Raw genomic sequence first — 22,472 nt, 5'->3', positions numbered from 1 at the left:
AACCCTCATGACCAGTGTGCTGTCCACCCCCACCGACACCCCCGACATCGAGTTCGCATCTCGGGACCGGATATCCACCCTTCAACTGGAGCGCCTGCAGTGGTCGCTGCAGCATGCGTACGACAACGTTGCGCACTACAAGAAGGCCTTCGACGACGCCGGTGTGCACCCGACCGATCTGAAGGATCTGTCGGATCTCGCGAAGTTCCCCTTCACCGCCAAGAAGGATCTACGCGAGAACTACCCGTTCGGGATGTTCGCGGTGCCGCAGAACCAGGTTTCGCGCATTCACGCGTCCTCGGGCACCACTGGTCGGCCGACCGTCGTGGGCTATACCGCGAACGACATCAGCAACTGGGCCGATCTCATCGCTCGCAGTCTCCGGGCCGGTGGCGTCAAGCCGTCGGACAAGGTGCACGTCGCCTACGGCTACGGACTCTTCACCGGCGGCCTCGGCGCACACTACGGTGCAGAACGTCTGGGCTGCACGGTGATTCCGATGTCCGGTGGCATGACCGATCGTCAGATCCAGCTGATCGAGGACTTCGAGCCCGACGCCATCATGGTCACGCCGTCGTACATGCTCACGATCGTGGACGCGATGGTCAAGAAGGGTATCGATCCGGCCAAGACCTCACTGAGGACCGGCGTCTTCGGCGCGGAACCCTGGACCGAGGAGATGCGCAAGGAGATCGAGAAGACTCTCGACATGGACGCCGTCGACATCTACGGCCTGTCCGAGGTCATGGGACCGGGTGTCGCGATGGAATGCGTCGAAACCAAAGACGGACTCCACATCTGGGAGGATCATTTCTACCCGGAGGTCATCGACCCGGTGACCGGCGAGGTTCTGCCCGACGGCGAGGAGGGTGAATTGGTGTTCACGTCCTTGTCCAAGGAAGCGATGCCGATCATCCGCTACCGGACCCGCGATCTGACGCGTCTGCTGCCGGGCACGGCCCGCACGATGCGTCGGATGCAGAAGGTCACCGGCCGCACCGACGACATGATCATTCTGCGCGGCGTCAATCTCTTCCCGACGCAGATCGAGGAGCTGATTCTCACCGTTCCCGCCCTCGCTCCGCAGTTCCAGTGCGTGCTCGAACGCGCCGGACGCATGGATTCGCTGACCGTCCTCGTCGAAGCCCGCCCCGACGCCCCACTCGACGCGCATCCGATCGCCGCGGCGGCCCTGAAGAAACTGGTCAAGGATCGAATCGGCGTCAGCGTTGGGGTCGACGTCGTCGCTCCGGCTGCCCTCGAGCGGTCCATCGGTAAGGCCCGCCGTCTGATCGACAATCGTCCGACCGTATGAGATGAGCCCGGTGGCACAGGATTTCGAGCATTGGCGCGAGAACGTCTCGACGGCGTTCGTGCCGCTCGATGCTGTGTCCACCGGGCCGTCGTCGTTCGATGGCACGCTGGTGTCGTCGACCTTGGGATCACTGCAACTGAGTGAGGTCGCGGGCCGTGAGGTCGACGTTCGGCGCACTCGTGCCACCATCAAGCGGTCCGATCCAGGCTTGATCAAGGTGGGCCTGCAGTTGAGCGGATGCGGCACTATCGTGCAGAACGATCGCGAGGCCGTGCTGAACCCGGGTGACTTCGCGGTGTACGACACCAGCGCCCCGTACGATCTGCATTTCGCCGGGGACTTCGCGATGTTCGTGGTGATGTTTCCCCGGGAGGCACTACGCATCGATTCTCGTGAGCTGACGGCAGTCGCCGCCCGCCGGATCGATGGAAACAATGGTGTCGGCGCACTGGTCTCACCGTTTCTGCACGGCCTGCGACGCACCACCGTCGATGGGACGCTACCGACGACTCCCATGCTGGAGAACGCCGTCCTCGATCTGCTCTGCGCCGCCCTCGACGATGCCGCACCCCACGACGCCCCGGGTTCGACGCTGCTGATCGAGGCCAAGAGTCTCGTCGAAGCGCATCTCGACGACCCCACGCTGACCACTGCATCTCTCGCTGCGCGCATGCACATCTCGGTGCGATACCTGCAGAAGCTCTTCGAGTCCGACGGTCGCACGGTGGCCGGCTGGATCAGATCCAGACGACTCGATCGGTGTCACCGCGATCTCCGCGACCCCCGTTTCGCCGCAGACAGTATCGGAACCATCTGTGCGCGTCACGGTTTGATCGATTCCTCGAACTTCTCGAAGCTGTTCAAGGAGACGTACGGCATGTCACCGCGCGCGTATCGCGCCGGCTGAGCTGGAGCCCTCACGCCATCCCGGACGCAGCGAGTGGGTCCCATCCCGCAGTCCGCATCACGTCGTGCATCTGCCGACGACGTACACCGGTATTACTGCCCTCGATGATCGGGTACGCAGTGGCGTCCGCCAGATACCGCAGTATCGGGAAGCTCGGGTTGTACGCCTCGACGCCGACGATCTTGACCAGGTCGTTGATGACCGCGACCGCGGTCTCGGATCCGAAGATTTTGGCGTGCAGGGCCATTTCGAGTGCGCTCGGATGTTGTGACATCACTGCGTCGAGCGCGCGCCACGACAGCAGTCGAACCGCTTCGATCTTGCCTTTCGCGTCGGTGAGCACGTCGGCGACCGCTTGATGGTCGATGATCGGCACCGGCCCGCCCCTCTTCTCCGACGTGGCGAACGCAAATGCCGCAGCGAAGGCCTGGCGCATGGCGGCGACGGAGAACGTTCCGATCGATGCACCGCTCGCCAAGAATGCGTTGCGAGTCAGTTGCACTCCCTGCCCTTCCTCCCCGATCAGGTTGGACTTCGGGACGCGGACGTTGTCGAATCTGACGCGCGAGGTCAGGCACCCCTTGAGGCCGGGTAGGTCGTACACCTCTTCCACCGAGAACCCGGTCGAGAGCTGTTCGCGCTCGACGACGATGATCGAGACGCCACTGGGAGTCCGACACACGACCGTCATGATGTCGGGTCCCAATCCGTCCCACCCTCCCAGATGTGACGCCCAGACCTTCTCGCCCTTGAGAACCCAGTGATCGCCGTCGAGGATTGCGGTTGTCCGGGTCCCTTCGGCGGGCGGCGGCGCATCGAAATTGGCACTGCCACCGGGCTCGCTGTACGCCATGGCCGCCACCGGGCTGCCGGAGTCGACCAGGAACGGCGCGACGAAACGGGCGATCTGCTCCGGGGTCCCGGCCTCGTACACCGGAGCCAGAGCAATCAGGGGACCCGCCAGACTGATCGTGAAATCCGGACTGGCAGAGGCAAATTCCTCGACGAACAGCGCTGCGTCCACACCGCTCGCGGCAAGTCCACCGAAGGGAATCGGAATCAAGCCTTTCAGAAATCCCGCTTCCACCGCTTTCTCGAATACCGGTCGCGCCAACAGAGCGCGTTCGAGTGGGTCCGGCGTGGATCGCACCTGTGCGGACAGGTCGTGGAGATAGGTGTCGGCGAACTGACGCGCGCCCTTCTTCAGTGCTTCCTGCTGGTCCGTGAGATCGAAACTGATGGGCATGGGGCGTCCTTTTCCAGTCGGCGAGTTGCAGACTCCCATCTCACCGCCGGAGCGCTCCGATGGTCTTGCTGTGCAGCGCAAGACTCTGTGCCGTGTGCGCAACGTCCGCGAGTCCTCACGCAGAGAAGCGCGCCTGGGCCCGATAGTCGCGTGCAGACATCGAGTACTTCTGTCGGAAGGCCCTACTGAACGCGCTCGCGTCGATCATGCCGTGGTGCAACGCAATACGCGAGATACCGGCCGAGTTGTTCGGATCTCGCAGAGCGGCGGCGATCGCAGCCAGTCGGTGCTCACGCAACACCGTGGCAAACGACGCTCCCTTGGAAAAGGCGTAGTGGACGGTCCGCGGCGAGACGGACAACGCGCGCGCGACAACCGAAACGGACAAGTCGGGGTCACCCAGATGCGTGCGGATGTATTCGGTCGCCGCCGCTGTGATCGCGCTCGACGAAGCTGCGGCAGTCCCCCACGTTTCACCGAGAACTGCCGCCACGGTGGCATGGAAGGCGCGCTCGAGATGTACGCCTGACGACGTCGACTCGTCCGGGCCCAGCTCCCACAGAGCCTTCATTATCGATGTCAGTGCCAGGCCGGTACCCGCACCCGTATCCAGTGGACGCCCGATCGTCGGTGCCTGCGACAGGCCCGCCTGCGCCAGGCAACTGTGCGGGACCTGATAGGACATGACGCGCCAAGGACCCTCGTAGTCGAACCAGTACGGGCGAGTGGTGTCCACAACGGTGAATTGACCGGGCACGACATTGACGGCACCTGCAGATTCCGTGCGAACCCGACAGATACCGGACAATTGGATGTTCACGAAGTAGACGCCGTCACCGGTGTGCGCTACTTCTGTCTCTCCGTGCGCGATGCGTTGCCCCACGGACTCGAGCACGGCGCGATTGGTCGATCCGAGTGGCCTCAATTCGACGCGGGCATCGAAACCGCCGTCGACGATCGACCCGACCTCGGGTGTGAGCGGAGTGAATTCGCGGCAGATCACCTCCCGCCACACCTCGAATCGATCGCGTCGACGGTGGGTGGACAAATCGTGCACGACCATGTCGACTCCGCTCGACTACCGATGACCTCCGCACGAGGCATGCACCATCCATGGTGACGTCACTGCACTTCGGTGACGTCACCTCCACGTTTCGCGGGTGCAACAAGCCTGTCCGATCCCCTAGCTTCCCAGGATCAGATCCGAGGCCCGCTCTCCCACCATGATGGACGGTGCATTGGTATTGCCCGACGGCACCGTCGGCATGATCGACGCGTCCGCGACCCGTAGGCCGTCGACTCCTCGAACTCGAAGGTCAGCTCCAACAACCGCATTCGCGTCCGATTCCGCACCCATCTTGCAGGTGCCGACCTGGTGGTGGTACGTACCGGCGGTCTGGCGAACGTAGGCTCGCAGGTCGTCGCGGGTACGCGCGCTCGGCCCCGGAACCACCTCGGCCTTGCGCCACGGTGCGAACGCGTCGGAGGCACCGATCTCGCGGCAGATCTCCACCGCGTCGACCATCGCTTCGAGGTCGTACGGATCGGCCAGGATGTTCGGATCCGCCAGCGGTAGTTCACTCGGGTCCGAGGACGCCAACCGGAGGGTGCCGCGCGAGCGCGGTGCGACGATGCCGGGTGCGATGGTGTAACCGTTCTCGGGCACCGGGTATCCGTCTGCGGGATAGGGAATGTGCATGAACAACGGCTGCAGATCCGGTGCAGCGCCGACCCATCCTGTGCTGCGGGCGTACAGCTGCGCCTCGAGCAGGTTGTTGGTGCCGGCCGCGAGCGGCTCGAGCGACTCGTAGATGTTGCTCAGTAGCAGATGGTCGTGCAGGTTCTCGCCGACGCCGGGCAAGTCCACGACTGTGTCGACCCCGATAGCAGACAGGTGATCCGATGGCCCGATTCCGCTGAGCATCAACGTCTTCGGTGAGCCGAGTGCTCCACCGCACAGGACCACCTCGTGGTCGGCGAACGCACGCTGTACTTCGGAGTCGCCGCGACTGAACTCGATTCCCACCGCTCGACCGTTCTCGAGCACCACCTTGTGGACGAGCGCACCGGTGGTGACGGTCAGATCGGGATTGTTCAGCACCGGCCCGACGAAGCTCTTCCACGCGCTCATCCGCTCACCGTCACGGGTGGTGGTGTGGTTGTAGCCCGCGCCGACCATCTCGTCGGCGTTGAAGTCGTCGATGAGCTTGTGCCCGTGCTCGACTGCCGCATCCACGAAGGCAGCCGCCAGGGGATGCGGGGTGCCCATGATGGACACCGGCAGTGGCCCGTCGCCGCCGTGGAACTCGTTGGCTCCGAGCTCGTGTGACTCCGAGCGCTTGAACAGCGGCAGTACGTTCTCCCACGACCACCCGGCATCGCCGGTGGCGGACGCCCACCCGTCGTAGTCGCTGGAATGTCCTCGGACGTAGATCATTCCGTTGAGGGACGAGCTGCCGCCGAGTACGCGTCCACGCGGCCAGAAGATCCGCCGATCGTTGGCGTGCTTCTGCGGGGTGGTGAACAGTCCCCAGTCCTGCGATCCGCCGAGCAGTGTCGGCCAGCCCTGGGGTGAGTGGATCGCCGGGTCGGTATCCACCGGTCCGGCCTCGATCACGTGCACGGTATGCCCGGCGTCGAGAAGCCTCCTGGCGATGACGCTTCCTGCTGATCCTGCTCCCACTACGATGTAGTCCGTCGACATGCGCCGCCTCTTTCTGTTGTGACCGTCGACACAACAGTGGCCGAATCCGCGAACACAAACATGTCGCTGAGCGCACACATTCTGGGTCAGATGCGCACCACCATGAGCGAGCTCGGTCAGAAGGCCATCGGCGCCATTCCCAGGATCATCAATGCGGAACCTGCCGTCACTCGTCGTCCGGGCGGGTTGGTGCGCAACAGGTGGATCGTTACGGCCATCCACCCCACCAGGAGTAGCGCGGCGATGATCCTCGGATCTGCCTCGACTCCGTGCCGGTGCCGCGTCGTCGACTGCGATTCCGCGTGGGAGTGCATGGGCGGCAGCATCATCAGCAGCACGGCCATGCACGTCAGGTCCACCGCGCATGGAATAGATCGGGTTCTGTTCGGCACGTCTGCGGTGACGTGTACGGCAACCGCGACGAGAGCGAGTATCGAAATCAGCGCCATGGATGGGTCGGTACCGAAGGCCACCATGGCTGCCATGACGATGCCCATGCAGAGGTGAGCCCACCGGACCCGCCCCGTGTGCTTGCCACGTCCGAGCAGCGGGAGAACAGCACCCACTGCACCGAGCGCCATCAGCACCGTCATGACCATCGGTGTCAGACCTCCGTCGTCTCGAGAGTTCGACTCCGAGTCGCTCGCGCCGTCATTGTTCCTCCCACGAAGAATGCCACGACGACGATCAACAGAAGGGCGGCGAGCACTCCCGAACCACCGATCAGCAGCGTGAAGTTGTCCAGCACGAGACCCAGAATCGCCACCAGCCCCACGGTTCCCAGTGCCGGGGCGACGACGGTGTGCCAGGTGCGCGTATCCACGGTCGATCGACGGAAGAACGCGATGATCGCGCCGCCCGTGAGGATCATCAGAACCAGGATGCTCACGGTGGCCAGTCCGGACATCCAGGTGAACAGTTCCAGCACCGGGTCTGCGCCTGCTGCAGCGAAGACCATGAGAACCACTCCTGCCGAGGCGGTCTGGAACAGTGACCCCATGTGCGGGGAGCCGTGCCGAGAGTGGGTGCGTGCCAACATCGACGGGGCGACGCCCTTTCGGGCCAGTGCGAATACGTATCGTCCGATTGCGTTGTGGAACGCGAGCAGAGCGGCGAAGAGACTGGTGACCAACATGATTTCCATGATGTCCGCCGACATCGGGCCCAAGTACTGGGCGGCAGCGGCGAAAGTCAATCCCGCCGTGTCGTCGGCAGCGGCCTGCGCGACGGATGCACTGCCGAAAGCGAGTACGACGGCCCAACTCGACACCGCGTACACCAGTCCGATGGTGACGACAGCGGCGTAGGTCGCGATCGGAACGGTCCGCGTGGGGTTACGCGCCTCCTCGCCGTAGATCGCGGTCGCCTCGAAGCCGATGAACGACGCGATGGCGAACATCAGGGCGATTCCCGGCGATCCGCTGAAGAAGGCCGAGGGAGTGAACGATTCGACGTCGATGCCCGCGGCGCCACCCTTGGCGAACACGGCGACCGACAGGATCACGATGATGCCGATCTCGAGCACCAGCAGCACCCCGAGCACCTTGGCACCGAGATCGATGCTGCGGTAGCCGAGCAGCGCCACGATCGCGACGAGACCGAGCGCCCACAACCACCACGGCAGGTCGGGTCCGCCGTACTTCACGACCAGGCTGTCGACGGTCGATGCGGCGAGGCCGTAGATACCCGCCTGAATGGCGGTGTACGTCAGCAGCGCGAGACCCGCGGCACCGACGCCCATGGTTCTCCCGAGCCCCTTCTCCACGTAGGCGTAGAACGCACCGGTGTCCACCATGTGTCGGCTCATGGCCGCGTACCCGACGCTGAAGATCAGCAGGACGACCGCCGCGACGATGTAGGCGAGCGGAGCGCCAGCTCCGTTACCTGTGGCTATCATGACCGGCAGGGCCCCACCGATGGCCGTCAGCGGCGCTGCAGCGGCGATGACCAGGAACACGATCCCCACCACGCCGATGGAACCGCGTAGCGCACCTGCCGTCGAATTCGATTGCGTTTCAGACATTCTGCTCACCGCCCGCGCAGCTCGAGGAGGCGCAGTGCGCAGAGGTCGTGCGCGGCACATCGAGGGTGGGGTTGCGGTCGAAGAACCCCGAGGGCTTGAGCTTGAACCCGGTGTAGTCCACCGGCATGATCGGCCAGTCCTCCGGTCTCGGGAAGTGGGTGAGCCCGAACGTGTGCCACAGCACGATGTCCTCGTCGACGAGGCTACGGTTCGATGCGACGAATGCCGGCAGACCCGCACCACCGTGATGCTGGTTGACGAAATCGCCTGCGGCATAACGTTCGCTCCGGTCGAACTGCGTCACCCAGAGATGCCTGGTGGCGAACGTGGCGCGTCGTGCGATCGACGAGTTGTCGTCTGCGAGAAGCAGCGGCTGACCTTCGGGATGCAGCGTGTATCCGACGGGCTTTCCGAGCCGGCTCAGCGAGGTCGGATTGGTGACATGCCAGGCGCGGCCCACCGTGCCGTCGGCGATGCGTTGTGCGTCGGATTCCGTGGCCAGTGGGGTGTGTTGCAGAGCAAAGGCGTTGCCGTGCAGGTTGTCCGGCCCCATCGGCACTCGGCGAGTCTCGATCTCCTCGACGGAGTTGCCGATGCCGTCGAGCATCATGTCGAGTCGGGCACTGAACAGGTGCTGGTGGCACGGCGCTCCGAGTCCAGGGGCGATCTCTGTTGCGTAGGGGTAGTCCCCACCGGGATGCCCCGACGTGAACACGATTCCCGTTGCCTTGACCTCGAATTCGATGGTGCCGTCGAGGTACAGGTACCAGAAGAATCCGTAGTCGTAGTTACCGATGGTGGTGAAGAAGGAGATCACGAGTCGGCGCTGGCGGCGGGTCTCCTGCGAGCCCGACCACAGATCGGTGTGCTTCCACAGCACCCCGAAATCCTCCTCGTGCATGCACACGGCATTCGTCAGCGTTTTCGGATTGCCGAATTCGTCGGCGATCACGGCATCGAAGTACGTGATGTCCCCGACGCAGTCGCAGCCGAGTTCGAGTGAATTCGCGTACCGTCCCACCAGATACTCACCGGTGTCGAAATAGTTCTGCCACGACCGAACCGGGGACGGATCTCCATAGGGGACAACCATTTCGGCGATCGAAGCGCGGTGAACGATCGGGCGCACGGTACCCCCGTCCTCGAACCCGATCTGGTGCAGTACCAAACCCTCACGCACATCGAAGCCGACTCGGAAGGACCACTTCTCCCAGTCGACGCGATTGCCTCGAACCGTGAAGCTCGGACCATCGGGTTGGATGATCTCGATCGGCTTCTGCGTGGTACGCAGCGGGCCGGTGACGGACAGATCGTCGAAGTTTCCCGACTCCTCCGGGATCGGAACCGCACCCAAGTCGACGACCTTGTCCACCGTCCGATTCATCACGTCGACGAACGCGACCAGACCGTCGATGGGATGCGCCCAGGCGTGATCGGTGGGGTAGTCCTGACGAAATGCCAAGCCGCGCAGGATGCGTCGGCCATGCTCGCCCGGGTAGTCGAACACCCCGGCAGACAGCGGCGCCACTCGAACATCGGCTACGTCCAATCCGCGGGCGGCCAACGCGGCAAGCCAGTCCGGGTCGGTGGAGAGCACACTCTCGACGAGCTCGAATTCCTCGTCGAGCACCGGCATCTGGCCGTCACGAATCGCGTCGAGCCGGGTGGAGCCGATCACCTGACGCTCGTCGAGGGAGACGAGAAGGTCGACGGCATCGGGTGTCGAGATGTCGTGCAACAGCACCCGAAAGGTGCGTCGGGTGGACGGTTCGGCGACATACAACTCGGCCTTGTCCGGTTCGTCCAGTCCGACATAGACGAACCGCGTTGCGGCGGTGACGAATCCGGCGGCGTCGACGACATTCCGAACCTGTGCGATCTCGTCTTCGGTGGGCAACGACAAGGCGTGGTCGATTGCGTGGGGCGTGAGGGTTGGCATGGATGTTCCTCGAGGTCGGGTGTTGGTTCTACAGACGTTGAATAACGAAGGCATGCAGGCAGGGCCGAATCGCCCGCCCGCAGGGTGGCTACAGCTGAGCTATGAACCGGTCGAGCATCTCGAACTGCCGGTCGGCAGTGGTGTCATCGGGAGTGAGCACGCCGAGAATCTGCATACCCATCATCATGTTGAGCAACGTTTCGACGGCGAGATCGACGTCGAAGTCGCCGGCGTCGCCTTCTGCGCGAGCCTGCTCGAGAAACTCCGCCATCCGCGCCCGCCACGACACCAAGGATCGACGGTTGGTGTCGTCCATGTGCTCGTCGTACATCGCGCGTTGCCACAGCGAGACTGCAATTCTCGCCTCGAGCAAAGTCTCTTCGGTCGTCGGCATCACTTCTCGGCAAAAGATGCGGAGGGCATCGAATCCCGTTGCATCGCCGAGAGCTTCGTCGATACGGCGGTTCGTTGCCTCGAAGACGTGCTCGAATGCGGTGCGGAGAATCTCGTCCTTGCCCGCGAAGTAGTGGCTCAGTGCACCGTTCGTGTATCCCGCCTCGGTCGCGATGTCCCGCATGTTCGCGGCATCGATCCCCTTGGCAGCGATCAAACGCCAGGTTGCCGCAGTGATCGCGCGGCGGCGTTCGTCGTGATCCACGAGCTTCGGCACAGCCCTACGGTAGCGGCTCCCTGCTCGGACCTAGGGTTCGGGCATCGTCATCATCGCCTTCCGATCCGTTCGAACGTTGTTCTACGTCCGTTGAACTAAATCTTCCGACCTGCTCGTTACGAATCGCGCTTCCCTCGGTAAACACCGCGTTACCCCACGTGAGCGGAACCTCGACCCCTGCTACGAGGTTCCGCTCACCTGGGTCGTTCCGCAGGCTCCACTCCCGCTCACCTGCGTCAGCTCTACAGAACGATCGTGACGACTTTTTCCTCGGTGTTGGCCTCGATTCCGGCCCATCCGAGTTCACGGCCCGTACCACTGGATTTCATGCCACCCCAGGGGAGGGCGGGATCGATTGCGGCCCAACCGTTCACCCACACCGCGCCGGATCGAACCTGCGCAGCAAGGGTGTGCGCCCGCGACACGTCGCGGGTCCAGATCGAGGCGGCCAGTCCGTACACCGTGCCGTTGGCGATGGCGATGGCCTCGTCGGCGGTGTCGAACGGAATCACCGTGCCCACGGGGCCGAAGATCTCCTCCTGCGCGATCTTCATGTCGTTGTCCGCGTCGGTGAAGATCGTCGGCTCGACGAAATACCCTGCGCCGTCGGGCCGTCCGCCACCCGCCGCCACTCGCGCTCCACCGTCGCGTCCGGCCTGGATGTACCCCAGAACGCTGTCGCGCTGCTTCGCGTTGACCAGCGCACCCATCGTCGTCGACGGATCGAACGGATCACCCAGAACCTGAGCCGACGCCGCAGCGGCCAGACCGTCGACCACCTGCGAATACAGCGAGCGATGCACCAGAACCCGCGTACCGGCCGCACACACCTGGCCCTGGTTGAAGAACAATCCCATCGCGGTTCCGTTGATCGCCGCCTCGAGATCCGCGTCCTCGAGAATGATCTGCGGGGACTTGCCGCCGAGTTCGAGCGTGGTTCGCTTGAACGTATCTGCAGCTTTCTTGGCGATGAGCTTGCCGACCCGAGGGCTGCCGGTGAAGCTGATCTTGTCTACGTCCGGATGCCCGACCAACGCGTCGCCGGTCACTTCTCCAAGCCCTGGAACAACATTGACCACTCCGGCAGGTACTCCCGCCTCGTCGATCAGACGAGCCAGATGCAGGATGGACAACGGCGCATCCTCCGGCGGCTTGACGACCACGGTGTTTCCGGCGGCCAACGCGGGCGCGAGCTTCCACGCGGCGATCATCAGCGGGGTGTTCCAGGGAACGATCATGCCGATGACGCCCACCGGCTCACGGACGGTGTACGAGTGCGTCGGCTGGCCGAAGTATCCCGCAGTGGGGATGGAGCTGCCGGTGATCTTGTCGGCCCAGCCGGCGAAGTGCCGGAACGTGGCTGCGGCATTGGGAATGTCGAGCATGGCCGGTTGACCCACGGGCTTGCCCACGTCGAGAGCCTCGAGCCGGGCCAGTAGGTCCCCGTCACGTTCGATGAGGTCGGCAATCCGGTTGAGCAGCTTCCCGCGCACTGCTCCGGGGGTTGCGCCCCACTCCCCACCCAGCTGAGCACGCGCTGCGCGTACCGCTGCGTCCACATCCGATGCCGTGGCCGCAGCAACCTCGGCCAACGGCTGTTCCGTCGTGGGGTTGATATCGGTGAACGTGCCTCCGTCGGAAGCGCCGTGCCACTGCCCCGCGATGTAGAGCTCGGTGGCGGTGTCGGTCGGCAACGACGGTGCGGCCGATTCCTGGACTGCAGTCATGTGTGTTGGCTCCTTCTCGGGTGCCGATCGCGGCACCTGTGGCGTGTCCGGTCCAGACTGCGCCCGGACAGGCGAGAAGGTCTTGTGTGATCGCGCACACATTGTGCGGCAGATGCGCACCGTTCTCAGCCCCGAGCCAACGAGTCGGTATGACGAATATGTGTCGACACACCGGGCCCCGGTTACCGCCGTGTTTCACCGCCCTGGCATGCGACGGAGAGTCAACTATTCCGACACTTCGAGGCCATCCATCGGCCTCTCAGCAGGCAAAACTGGTGCCCTCCCATACGAAAGGCCCGCAATGACACACCACCAGTTTCGCGCCGCAGCAGTCCAGGCCGCGCCGGTATTTCTCGATCTCGACGCGTCTATCGACAAGGCGATCGGCCTGATCGAGGACGCGGCCCGCGCCGGAGCCGAGCTCATCGCATTTCCCGAGACCTACCTGCCCGGCTATCCCTGGTACATCTGGCTCGACGCACCGGCTTGGGGGTTTCAGTTCACGCAGCGCTACTTCGACAACTCACTCGAGTACGGAACACCGCAGGCGGCTCGAGTTGCGCAGGCCGCCAAGGACAATCACATCATGGTCGTGATGGGCCTGAGCGAGCGATACAAGGCCAGCCTCTACATCGCGCAGTGGATCATCGACGCCCAAGGCAAGACCGTCGCGATGCGCCGCAAGCTCAAGCCGACTCACGTCGAACGCACCGTGTACGGCGAAGGTGACGGCTCCGACCTGTCGGTATACGACACCGACCTCGGACGCGTCGGCGCACTGTGCTGCTGGGAGCACCTGCAACCGTTGTCGAAGTACGCGATGTACGCCCAGAACGAGCAGGTGCACATCGGTGCCTGGCCCAGCTTCTCGCTCTACACCGGCGCGGCCTATGCCCTCGGGCCGGAGGTCAACACCGCTGCCAGCCGCATCTACGCCGTCGAAGGCGGCTGCTTCGTCATCAGCCCCTGCGCGACCGTCTCCCCCGAGATGATCGACATCATGTGCACCGACGACGCCAAGCGCGCGATGCTCACCGCAGGCGGCGGTCATGCCCGCATCTTCGCGCCCGACGGCCAACTGATGCACGAGCCGCTCGCACCCGACGCGGAAGGCATCGTCTACGCCGACATCGACACCAGCCTCATTTCGATCGCCAAGGCCGCCGCCGACCCGGCCGGCCACTACTCCCGTCCCGACGTGACACGGTTGTGGCTCAACAAGACTCCGGGCGACCGCGTCGTTCAGGGGACGCAGCCCTATGCGAATACGCGCTACGACTTCACCGAGGACGTCGCGGCCGAGCTACGTCTGGAGATCACCGAGCAGCTCGCTCTCGACGAGGGCGCCGCTCGTGTCTGAACTCGAGTCGGCAATTCCCGCCCATCTCGTCGTTCCCCGGTCGTGTCCGCGTCGCACACCCGAGGGCTACCAGCCACCCTTCCCGTCGTACGTCGCCCGCTTTCCGGTATCCACCGAACGAGTCGTGATGGGCTACTTCGGAATACAGGGCATGCCCGACGCTTCCCCGTGGGGTGACGAGGGTCCCTCTCGAAGGGACCGAGCCCGCTACACCGACGAGGAGGGCATCGACACGACGGTGTTCATCGGCTACTGGGACGACGTCGCAGTGTTCGACCGCTGGTTCGATACCGTCGGTCGGCACTGGACCAGCGTCGGAGGCCGCTTCGTCGAAATCATCAGACCGACCGTCGACCGATACGAGACACTCTTCTCCTCCATCGGCCGCATGGAAGGTGTTGCCACTCTGACGGATTCGCTCAGTGGTTCCATCGAGGAACATGCCTACTGGGGTGGGGTCCGGGATCGAATCCCCCTGTCGCAGAACGACTCACTTGCTCCCGGCGGGAAGCCTCAGGTCGTAAGCGACGGCGACAGAGTCACAATTGTGCCGCAGGAGAACCTCTGCCTCATCCGATCCGGGCAGGATTGGGCCGATACGGCCGGGTCCGAACGAGAGATGTACCTGCGGGACGTCGAACCGGTGTTGCGCGCCGGCATGGACTTTCTTCGCGACGACGGACTGGCCATCGGCTGCTTCGCCAACCGGTACATGACCGTGGTCGACGACAACGGCACCGATACCGACAAGTCGTTCGGCATGAGTTGGTGGCGCAGCCTGAGCGACCTCGAAGCGTGGGCCGAGTCGCATCCGACGCATGTCGCCATCTTCGGTGCCGCGCTGAAGTATCTGTCGACGATGGGGCCCGCTGCGTCGCTGCGGCTCTATCACGAGGTGACCGTCGCGGCGGCGGACGAGCAGTACTTCGAGTATTTCGGCTGCCACGACCGCACGGGTCTACTGCGTACCGCTGCGGAGCGTTCTACCCTGTGAGGAGACGGGAGGTACCTGACATGGCCGATCCGCTGCGCACCGACTCCGTCGATCTGGCCGACAGCGTCGATTTCTGGACCGCTGCGGTGAGTCGGACGTACGTCGATCTCGAGTGCACGATTCCAGAGAACGCGTCAGCCATCACCGGGCATATCGAGTCGACCGGACTTGCGACCCTCGGATTGTCGCGGGTATCTGCGACAGCTCAGACCGTCCTACGAACGCCCGCAGGTATCTCCCGAACCAGTGACGACTACTTCCTGGTCAGCGTCCAGACGTCGGGGACCGGGTTCGTCGTCCAGGACGACCGAACGGCGGTCCTGCAACCGGGAGACTTCGCGCTCTACGACACCACCCGGCCGTACAGTCTTCGCTTCGACGACCCGTTTGCCCAGTACGTGCTGATGCTCCCCGGCGCAACACTGCGAACGCTCGTCCAGGACACGGGTTCGCTGACCGCGCGGGCGGTGTCCGGACGGCAAGGCGCAGGGAAACTGCTCGTGAGCATGATCTCGTCGATCATGGACGACGCCGACATGAGTACCGCGTCGGCCGAGGCCGTGTCGCAGAGCGTCGAGTACATCCTGGTCGCAGGCCTGGTCGGGCTGACCGGTGTCGAAAAGCCTGCACCCTACGCAGCCTCCGAACGGCTGGGCGAAATCAAGCGTGCGATGACCGCGCGGCTGCGAGATCCGGATCTGACCGTGACGGAAGTGGCAGCCTCGCTGCACTTGTCGCTGAGTACGGTGCATCGAGCGTTCGCCGGTGAACCGTGCACCGCCAGTGAATGGATCTGGATGCAGCGACTCGACGGCGTCAAACGCGCTCTGTGCGAACCCCAGAATTCCCGCACCACCATCGGAGCCCTGGCGGCGTCCTGGGGATTCACCGACCCGGCGCACTTCAGCCGTGCCTTCCGGGCCCGCTTCGGCTGCACCCCCAAGGACTTTCGCGACACCAACCGCGGGTGAGCTCAGATCCCGAGCGATCCCGCCAGCGTGGGCCAACTCTTGGGCAGTTGCTCCACCCAGTAAGGCCACGAATGGGTTCCGGTCTCGGTGAAGTCGAACGTCGCGGGGATGTTCAACTGGCTCAGTCGATCCGCAAGTCGATGGGTGCAGTAGTTCGCGCCCACCTCGATGAGACCACCGACCACCACCACGTCGAGCGCCGACGCGCTGTCGAAACTTTCGTGGCGACCCGGTGCTCCCGTTCCCACCGACACGTACACGTCGGTGCCGCGCAGGCTTTCGGCATTGACCACCGAATCATGTTGCGCCCAGGCAGGATCGAGAGGACCGCCCCACATGTTGTCGGCATTTCCGCCGAATGCTCCGACGATCGCGCGGATACTCGCCTGCCCCATGGGCTCCGAGGAGGCGAAACACCCGCTGTACGACGCCACCCCGGAGTAGACATCGGGATTACGTGCGGCCAGCATCATGGCCGACTGTGCCCCCATCGACAGTCCGGCAATCGCGTTGCGTCCGTTGCCGTCCACAGACGCGTCGATCAGCGGAGGAAGCTCTTCGGTCAGGAACGTTTCCCATTGATAGCGGCCGAGTTTCGGATCGTCCCGTTGCCAGTCGGTGTAGAAGCTGCCCGGTCCGGCCAGCGGTAGCACGACGTTGACGTTCTTGTCGGCGAAGAATTCGGCCGCTCCGCCCTTGCGGAGCCACATGCTGTTGTTCGGATCCTCTTCGCCGATTCCGCTGAGCATGTACAACGTCGGCCGCGATCCGGTCTTCGCTGCCGGAGTCAGCACCTGCACCTCGACAACGGCCCCCATCGCAGGCGATTCCACACTCAGCGTGCGCAGGGTGTCGGACGCGATCACGGTATCGACGATGCGGGCGGCCGAGACGGCAGGATCGGCGGAGACAATGCCGACCGAGGACACGCACAGCGCGGCGGCGACGGCGAACGTGGTGAAGATGCGTCGACGACGCATGGCGATCCTCTCGGGATTTGTCACAGGGGAACGGCGAATTGCATGGAGCATTGCACAGCAACCGACCGGATGGAACGCCCTACGAACATCCACCCGATTCGGACCGACCGGGACTCTGGCAACACATCACTGCACGAGCATTCACCCTTCTTTGCAACGCTTTTCGGGCATCCAGTTCCAATTTCACCGCATCGCTTCGTTCACTAATAGTTAGTGCACTAACCAATACTGGTAGCCTGGGCATCGTGACGACCACCGAAGATCCACTCGCGCTCGACCGCCAGGTCTGCTTCGCGCTCGCCGTCGCCAACCGCGCCGTGCTGTCGGTGTATCGGCCACTGCTCGAGCCGATGGGACTGACGCATCCGCAGTATCTGGTGATGCTGGCGCTGTGGGGCGAATCGCCGATGTCGGTCAAATCCATCGGATCGGCCCTGCAACTCGACTCCCCCACCCTCTCGCCGCTTCTCAAGCGTCTGGAGTCGATGGGGTTGCTCACCCGCAATCGAAGCGCCGAGGACGAGCGCGTTCTACTCGTCGCGCTCACCCCGGCCGGGGCCGCGCTTCGCAAGAAAGCGGAGAAAATTCCACCCACCGTCGTTTCGAAACTCGGAGCGTCACTCGCCGAACTCGACGAACTACGACGCGTCCTCACCCGCGTCAACGACGCGGCCATCGCAGCAGGAGCACTGTCGTGAACACTCGTTCTACCCGCACCCGCCCGCGCTTCGGTCAGTGGCTGGGCTACGCCGTCCTCGGCCGCAAACTGCCTGACTCCATGCAGGATTGGGTTCGACGCGACCTCGTCGGCCCAGGAGCGACACCACGTCACATCCTGCGGTCGATGATCCCGTTCCTGCCGATCTTCATCGGATTCTTCGTTCTGTTTCCGGGAGCGATCTGGCTACGCGCGTCGATGGTGTTGCTCAGTTTGCTGCTCGCGCTGTTCTACACCGCCGCCTACATGGACCAGAACCGCGCTCGACGCCTCGAGATCCACGGGCTACCGGCCGATCTGAAGAGCCCGAAGAAGATGGCCGAGATGGAACGCGAGCGAGAGAACTACCGCCGCAATCACTGACGCTCTCGGTCGAGCCCGGCGGTGAAATCGTCGGCGATCATCGCCGCCAAGTCGCGGGTCTTGCGGTTGGTGTTCTGCGAGAGCTCGGTCAGCTGCGTGAAGGCAGCGTCTGCGTCGATGCGGTACACCGACATCAGGATTCCGACGGCTCGGCCGATGGATCCGCGGGTGTCGAGTGCAGTCCGTAGTGTCGCGGCCTCGTTGCCGCTTTCCTGGATCAGTTGTTCGCGCATGCGCGAGAGTTCGAGGTGCACTCGAATTCGAGCCACCAATTCTCGGTCGTGGAACGGTTTGACGATGTAGTCGTCGGCCCCGCGCCCGAGCCCGTCGAGCACGAAGTCGGTTCCCGCTCGCGCGGTCAGCAGGATCACCGGCACCCGCTGCAAGGCGTCGTCGCGACGGATCTCGTCCACGAGTTCCAGACCGCTGCGTCCGGGCAGCAGAACGTCGGAGAGCACGAGGCCAGGCATCGTCGATCGAGCGCTGCCGAGTGCGGTCTCGATGTCGCCCGCGGTGGTGACGGACCAGCCCTCGCCGGTCAGCAGGCGCACCAGGTAGTTACGCATGTCGACGTTGTCCTCGACGAGAAGAATGTCCGCACGCTCGGTGGTCACCGTCATCGAGTCGCTCGCGGCGAAAATCGCCGACACCGAATCGGCGGGGGCGGCCGGCCGTTCGACGGCTGCAGCCGCCTCGGCGGGCAGGCGCGGAACCACGACCGTGAAGGTACTGCCACGGCCCGCCTCGCTCTCGACGTCGATGCGGCCGCGCAAGACGGTGAGCAGGTCCGATACCAGCGCCAGTCCGATACCGGATCCTTCGATGCTGTGGGCACCCGATCGTTCGACTCGATGGAATCGATCGAAGATCAGCGGCAGGTCCTCTGCGGGGATCCCGAGGCCGGTATCGGCCACGACCAGGCGGACCACGTCGCTGTCGGTACGCAGGCGCACGGAGATCCGACCGACCGGCGTGTATTTGACGGCGTTCGCGACGAGGTTGAACACGATCTTCGTCCACATCTCACCGTCGGTGAGGACGACGACATCGTCGGCTACGTCGACCACGAGCTCGAGACCCTTGCCCGACGCCACCGCCTCGAACAGCGACGCGCAGTCGCGCGTCACCGCTCCGAGGTCGGTGGGTTCGAGACGGGGACGCAGCTGACCGGCATCGGCACTGACCACGTCCAGGAGATCGTCGACCAGTCGACGCAGTCGAGTCGAGGCGCGGTGAACGACGTCCAAGGACTCACGATCGACGTCGGTCAGCGTCGAGTCGACACTCTCACGCACCGAATCCAACGGGCCGGCGAGCAAGGTCAGCGGCGTGCGGAACTCGTGTCCGACGTTCTCGAGCAGCCGTGTCTTCGCCTCGTCCGCTTCGGCGAGTGCCGCGACGCGTCGCCTTTCCATCTCGAAAGCATGCGAGGCGGTCAGGGCCGTGGACACCCGCTCGGCCACCGCGATCGAGAAGGACACGACGGAGTCGTCGCGGGCGCGAAATTCGTCGACTCCGACCAACAGGGCTCCGATGGGCTGAGCATGTCCCGCGAGCGTCAGCGGAACGATGACCGCCTGCGCGACGGATCCGGCAATCTCGACCGTCGAACAGGGAACGCGTCCGTCGCACACGTCGAGAACGTCGGCAAGGTCCCAGGTCGCGTCGTCGCAGCCGAGTGCGCCCGAGGTCGCGATGTGATCGAGCTGCCCGTCTTCGGCGAGGTCGCGGCGCAGGTAGGCCACCACGAGGGGAAACTCGCGGGCCTCGTCACCCAGCGTCTCGACCGCGGCGCGGCAGATGCCTACCGGCCCCTCGGCGCCGTCACCCGTCAGTGAGCCCAGGGCGAGCAGCGCGTGCATGCGGCGTTCGCCGAGTACCTGCATCGTGACCTCGGTCGTGGCGACGAACACGCCGAGTACCGTCCGTCCGGCCCCGAAGATCGGGCTGTACGAGAAGGTCCAGTACGTCTCCTCGGGGTAGCCGAACCGATTCATGACGAACAGCTGCCGAACGCCGTGCACGGGCTTGCGGTCCTCGACCACGTGGGCGCAGAGAACGCCGACGTCGTCCCATATCTCGGGCCAGCTCTCGCTGGCCCGCTGACCTGCGGCCTGCGGAAACTTGTCCCCGAGAAAATCGGTGTACGTGTGGTTGAAGATCTGCACCAGATGCGGGCCCCACCAGATCAGCATCGGGATCGTCGACGGCATGACGGTGCGGACGGCCGTCACCAACTCCTGCGGCCAACTCTCCACCGGCCCCAGATCGGTCGCCGCCCAGTCCAGTTCCCGGAATCGCGCGTCGGTGGCGTTGTCACCCGGGAACAGCTCGTCCAGCTGGGCCGAACTGCCATCGGGTTGTGGGGAATTCATCGCCTCGTCCTTCGTACTGTCGTTCCGCTCCAGTCCGGCGGGCGCGATCTCGGCATCGATACTAGCCGAACGACCGGTATGCAGGCGTTTCGCTGATCCCCCACGGGGGTACTGCCGCGAGCATGCCCCTCTCATCAAGTCTCCCGTATCCCTTGGGCGTCTCGCGTCTGTCGAACGACGGTGCCAACCTTGCCGTCTACTCCGAAACCGCGGACTCGGTGTCCGTGGTCGTGCTGAACGACGACGGAACAGAGCGCAGTACAACACCGTTGACGCTGCGTACCGGCCACGTCTTCCACGATCTGGTTCCCGACGTCACGCCGGGTACACGCTACGGACTGCGCGTCGACGGTCCATGGGATCCCGCGTCGGGGCTGCGGCACAACTCCGCGAAGTTGCTCCTCGACCCGTATGCCACCGCCATCACCGGTCAGGTCGACTGGAACGAATCGGTGTTCAGCCACCTCCACGCCGAGCCGGAGACCCGCAACGACGAGGACTCGGCCCCCCACATGCCGTATTCCGTTGCCGTGGAGTCGAACTTCGATTGGTCCGGCGACGAGTCACCGCGCACACCACTCGATCGCACGGTCGTCTACGAGGTGCACGTCAAGGGCTTCACTGCCACCAATCCCGATGTGCCCGAGGATATTCGGGGTACCTACGCCGGTCTGGCGCATCCCGCCGCGATCTCACATCTCAAGCGCATCGGCGTCACCGCGGTGGAGTTGCTGCCCATCCACCAGTTCGTTCAGGACTCGCATCTGCTCGAGGAGGGGCGGCGGAACTACTGGGGCTACAACTCCATCGGCTTCTTCGCACCGCACAACGAGTACAGCAGCAGCGGCGACACCGGCGGCCAGGTGGACGAGTTCAAGACATTGGTCAAGGCCATGCACGAGAACGGCATCGAGGTCATTCTCGACGTCGTCTACAACCACACCGCCGAGGGCAATCACCTCGGACCGACGCTCTCGCTCAAGGGAATCGACAACGGCTCGCACTACCGTCTGGTCGACGAGGACCGCAGCGCGTACTACGACACCACCGGCACCGGCAACAGTCTCAACGTCGGCCACCCCGCTGCCCTGGCACTGATCCTGGACTCGCTGCGCTACTGGGTGACCGAGATGCACGTCGACGGGTTCCGCTTCGACCTCGCCAGCACGCTGACGCGTCAGGACTCGGACCTGAACGTGCACAGCGCATTCCTGAGCCTGGTACACCAGGACCCGACGCTCGCACCTGTCAAACTCATCGCCGAACCGTGGGACACCCAGGGCTACCAGGTGGGCGGCTTCCCGGCCCGCTGGTCGGAGTGGAACGGCAAGTTCCGCGACGACGTTCGTGACTTCTGGCGCGGCGAAAGCGGCGCGCTTCCGGCCCTGGCGCAGCGCGTCACCGGCAGCCCGGACGTCTACGAGAGCACTCGTCGTCCCACGTTGGCCAGCGTCAACTTCATCACCGCACACGACGGCTTCACATTGGCCGACTTGAACTCCTACGACGACAAGCACAACGAGGAGAACGGCGAGGACAGTCAGGACGGCGAGTCCGACAACCGTTCGTGGGGTTGCGGAGCCGAGGGCCCGACCGACGACGAGGGCGTCAACGCACTCCGGGCCCGCCAGCAGCGCAATCACCTTGCGACGCTGTTGCTCTCGGCCGGCGTGCCGATGATCCTCGGCGGCGACGAGCTCGGCCGGACACAGAACGGCAACAACAATGCCTACTGCCAGGACAACGAGGTCTCCTGGTTCGACTGGAGCACAGCCGATCAGGACCTCATCGACTTCACCACCCACTTGATCGCTCTACGCGACGAACACCCGGCTCTGCGCCCCACGTGGTTCCGCCACGACAGCGATTCCGACGAGGAAGGAGCCGGACCGGACACCGTCGACTTCTACCGCGCCGACGGCGAGAAGCTCTCCGACGAGGATTGGTCGGACGGCAATGCGCACAGCATTCTGGTCCTCATGCGCGCTGGTGAGTCCGATGCGTCGTTCGCGTGGATGGTCAACGCCTCGCCCGGCACCGTGGAATTCACTCTGCCGAAGGGACATTGGACTCAGTCGACCTCGAGCGACCCCGATCAGGCATACGAGGCAGGCGGGCCGTCGATTCTGATTCGCGAACACTCGTTCACGTTGCTGCAGGGCTGACCCCGCAACAGCCGA

The 22,472-nt window shown here is 64.3% G+C and carries 18 protein-coding genes; 8 read left to right on the top strand and 10 right to left on the bottom strand.

Annotation, left to right across the window (positions count from 1 at the left end; translation table 11 throughout):
* Positions 1-7: 7 nt before the first annotated feature.
* A complete protein-coding gene (gene paaK, locus AB0362_RS16700) occupies positions 8-1,315 on the top strand; it encodes a phenylacetate--CoA ligase PaaK (RefSeq protein ID WP_317810080.1) in 1,308 nt (435 codons plus the stop codon).
* Between the two features lies 1 nt (position 1,316).
* Positions 1,317-2,222 carry a helix-turn-helix domain-containing protein gene (locus AB0362_RS16695; protein ID WP_317810081.1) on the top strand — a complete coding sequence of 302 codons (906 nt, stop codon included), beginning with the start codon at positions 1,317-1,319 and terminating at the stop codon, positions 2,220-2,222.
* Positions 2,223-2,232: 10 nt separating this feature from the next.
* Here the strand turns inward: AB0362_RS16695 and AB0362_RS16690 are convergent, their stop codons facing one another.
* The 8 genes from AB0362_RS16690 to styD form a co-directional block, all read right to left on the bottom strand.
* Complete coding sequence (locus AB0362_RS16690; protein ID WP_317810083.1) at positions 2,233-3,468, bottom strand: acyl-CoA dehydrogenase family protein; 1,236 nt, start codon at positions 3,466-3,468, stop codon at positions 2,233-2,235.
* Positions 3,469-3,583: 115 nt separating this feature from the next.
* Entirely contained in the window at positions 3,584-4,531 is a 948-nt protein-coding gene (locus AB0362_RS16685; protein ID WP_366235923.1) for a helix-turn-helix domain-containing protein, read from the bottom strand.
* A gap of 120 nt (positions 4,532-4,651) precedes the next feature.
* The gene (locus AB0362_RS16680) at positions 4,652-6,172 is read right to left on the bottom strand and encodes a GMC family oxidoreductase N-terminal domain-containing protein (RefSeq protein ID WP_366235922.1); all 1,521 of its coding nucleotides are present in this window, start codon (positions 6,170-6,172) and stop codon (positions 4,652-4,654) included.
* Between the two features lie 116 nt (positions 6,173-6,288).
* Positions 6,289-6,771 (bottom strand): DUF5134 domain-containing protein, encoded by a 483-nt coding sequence (locus tag AB0362_RS16675; protein ID WP_366235921.1) that lies wholly within the window; start codon positions 6,769-6,771, stop codon positions 6,289-6,291.
* Positions 6,772-6,776: 5 nt separating this feature from the next.
* Entirely contained in the window at positions 6,777-8,195 is a 1,419-nt protein-coding gene (locus AB0362_RS16670) for an APC family permease (RefSeq protein ID WP_366235920.1), read from the bottom strand.
* Positions 8,188-10,134, bottom strand: coding sequence for a primary-amine oxidase (locus tag AB0362_RS16665; RefSeq protein ID WP_366235919.1), 1,947 nt, complete (start codon positions 10,132-10,134; stop codon positions 8,188-8,190). Before AB0362_RS16665 ends, AB0362_RS16670 begins: the two co-directional genes overlap by 8 nt.
* An 88-nt stretch (positions 10,135-10,222) precedes the next feature.
* Positions 10,223-10,792 (bottom strand): TetR/AcrR family transcriptional regulator, encoded by a 570-nt coding sequence (locus AB0362_RS16660; protein WP_082899042.1) that lies wholly within the window; start codon positions 10,790-10,792, stop codon positions 10,223-10,225.
* Between the two features lie 254 nt (positions 10,793-11,046).
* Positions 11,047-12,531: a phenylacetaldehyde dehydrogenase StyD gene (gene styD, locus AB0362_RS16655; RefSeq protein WP_068054454.1), complete on the bottom strand. Its 1,485-nt coding sequence runs from the start codon at positions 12,529-12,531 to the stop codon at positions 11,047-11,049.
* Between the two features lie 301 nt (positions 12,532-12,832).
* Here styD and AB0362_RS16650 point away from each other — a divergent pair, with 301 nt between their 5' ends.
* Genes AB0362_RS16650 through AB0362_RS16640 form a run of 3 tightly spaced genes read left to right on the top strand, consistent with a single transcriptional unit; the run spans position 12,833 to position 15,856 of the window.
* Positions 12,833-13,891 carry a carbon-nitrogen hydrolase family protein gene (locus AB0362_RS16650; protein WP_366235918.1) on the top strand — a complete coding sequence of 353 codons (1,059 nt, stop codon included), beginning with the start codon at positions 12,833-12,835 and terminating at the stop codon, positions 13,889-13,891.
* On the top strand, positions 13,884-14,885 hold the full coding sequence (locus AB0362_RS16645) for a phenylacetaldoxime dehydratase family protein (RefSeq protein WP_366235917.1): 1,002 nt from the start codon (positions 13,884-13,886) through the stop codon (positions 14,883-14,885). Before AB0362_RS16650 ends, AB0362_RS16645 begins: the two co-directional genes overlap by 8 nt.
* Positions 14,886-14,905: 20 nt before the next feature.
* Positions 14,906-15,856 (top strand): helix-turn-helix domain-containing protein, encoded by a 951-nt coding sequence (locus AB0362_RS16640; protein ID WP_366235916.1) that lies wholly within the window; start codon positions 14,906-14,908, stop codon positions 15,854-15,856.
* Positions 15,857-15,858: 2 nt separating this feature from the next.
* Here AB0362_RS16640 and AB0362_RS16635 read toward each other — a convergent pair whose 3' ends face one another.
* Positions 15,859-16,836, bottom strand: a complete 978-nt coding sequence (locus AB0362_RS16635) for an alpha/beta hydrolase family protein (RefSeq protein WP_317784932.1) — start codon at positions 16,834-16,836, stop codon at positions 15,859-15,861.
* Positions 16,837-17,081: 245 nt separating this feature from the next.
* On the opposite strand from AB0362_RS16635, the gene AB0362_RS16630 reads away from it, so the two are divergent.
* Together AB0362_RS16630 and AB0362_RS16625 are read left to right on the top strand one after the other, a co-directional pair.
* Complete coding sequence (locus AB0362_RS16630) at positions 17,082-17,534, top strand: MarR family transcriptional regulator (protein ID WP_317784904.1); 453 nt, start codon at positions 17,082-17,084, stop codon at positions 17,532-17,534.
* Entirely contained in the window at positions 17,531-17,917 is a 387-nt protein-coding gene (locus AB0362_RS16625; RefSeq protein ID WP_149407169.1) for a DUF5313 family protein, read from the top strand. The genes AB0362_RS16630 and AB0362_RS16625 overlap by 4 nt, the downstream gene beginning before the upstream one ends.
* Here AB0362_RS16625 and AB0362_RS16620 read toward each other — a convergent pair.
* A complete protein-coding gene (locus AB0362_RS16620) occupies positions 17,911-20,292 on the bottom strand; it encodes an ATP-binding protein (RefSeq protein ID WP_366235915.1) in 2,382 nt (793 codons plus the stop codon). The genes AB0362_RS16625 and AB0362_RS16620 overlap by 7 nt on opposite strands.
* A 122-nt stretch (positions 20,293-20,414) precedes the next feature.
* Between AB0362_RS16620 and glgX the strand changes: the two genes are divergently transcribed.
* On the top strand, positions 20,415-22,457 hold the full coding sequence (gene glgX / locus AB0362_RS16615; protein WP_366235914.1) for a glycogen debranching protein GlgX: 2,043 nt from the start codon (positions 20,415-20,417) through the stop codon (positions 22,455-22,457).
* Positions 22,458-22,472 lie beyond the last annotated feature (15 nt).

Origin of the sequence: Rhodococcus sp. NPDC079359 (genome assembly GCF_040702585.1) — a bacterium.
GTDB lineage: Bacteria > Actinomycetota > Actinomycetes > Mycobacteriales > Mycobacteriaceae > Rhodococcoides.
This window is presented reverse-complemented; position numbering and strand designations above follow the sequence as displayed.

Excerpts from the sequence above, each read along its gene's own strand:
- AB0362_RS16640 (WP_366235916.1), top strand. The coding sequence starts at position 14,906 with ATGGCCGATCCGCTGCGCACCGACTCCGTCGATCTGGCCGACAGCGTC.
- AB0362_RS16665 (WP_366235919.1), bottom strand. The coding sequence starts at position 10,134 with ATGCCAACCCTCACGCCCCACGCAATCGACCACGCCTTGTCGTTGCCC.
- AB0362_RS16685 (WP_366235923.1), bottom strand. The coding sequence starts at position 4,531 with ATGGTCGTGCACGATTTGTCCACCCACCGTCGACGCGATCGATTCGAG.
- AB0362_RS16620 (WP_366235915.1), bottom strand. The coding sequence starts at position 20,292 with ATGAATTCCCCACAACCCGATGGCAGTTCGGCCCAGCTGGACGAGCTG.
- styD (WP_068054454.1), bottom strand. The coding sequence starts at position 12,531 with ATGACTGCAGTCCAGGAATCGGCCGCACCGTCGTTGCCGACCGACACC.
- AB0362_RS16670 (WP_366235920.1), bottom strand. The coding sequence starts at position 8,195 with ATGTCTGAAACGCAATCGAATTCGACGGCAGGTGCGCTACGCGGTTCC.
- paaK (WP_317810080.1), top strand. The coding sequence starts at position 8 with ATGACCAGTGTGCTGTCCACCCCCACCGACACCCCCGACATCGAGTTC.
- glgX (WP_366235914.1), top strand. The coding sequence starts at position 20,415 with ATGCCCCTCTCATCAAGTCTCCCGTATCCCTTGGGCGTCTCGCGTCTG.
- AB0362_RS16650 (WP_366235918.1), top strand. The coding sequence starts at position 12,833 with ATGACACACCACCAGTTTCGCGCCGCAGCAGTCCAGGCCGCGCCGGTA.
- AB0362_RS16635 (WP_317784932.1), bottom strand. The coding sequence starts at position 16,836 with ATGCGTCGTCGACGCATCTTCACCACGTTCGCCGTCGCCGCCGCGCTG.
- AB0362_RS16695 (WP_317810081.1), top strand. The coding sequence starts at position 1,317 with ATGAGCCCGGTGGCACAGGATTTCGAGCATTGGCGCGAGAACGTCTCG.
- AB0362_RS16690 (WP_317810083.1), bottom strand. The coding sequence starts at position 3,468 with ATGCCCATCAGTTTCGATCTCACGGACCAGCAGGAAGCACTGAAGAAG.
- AB0362_RS16675 (WP_366235921.1), bottom strand. The coding sequence starts at position 6,771 with ATGGTCATGACGGTGCTGATGGCGCTCGGTGCAGTGGGTGCTGTTCTC.
- AB0362_RS16680 (WP_366235922.1), bottom strand. The coding sequence starts at position 6,172 with ATGTCGACGGACTACATCGTAGTGGGAGCAGGATCAGCAGGAAGCGTC.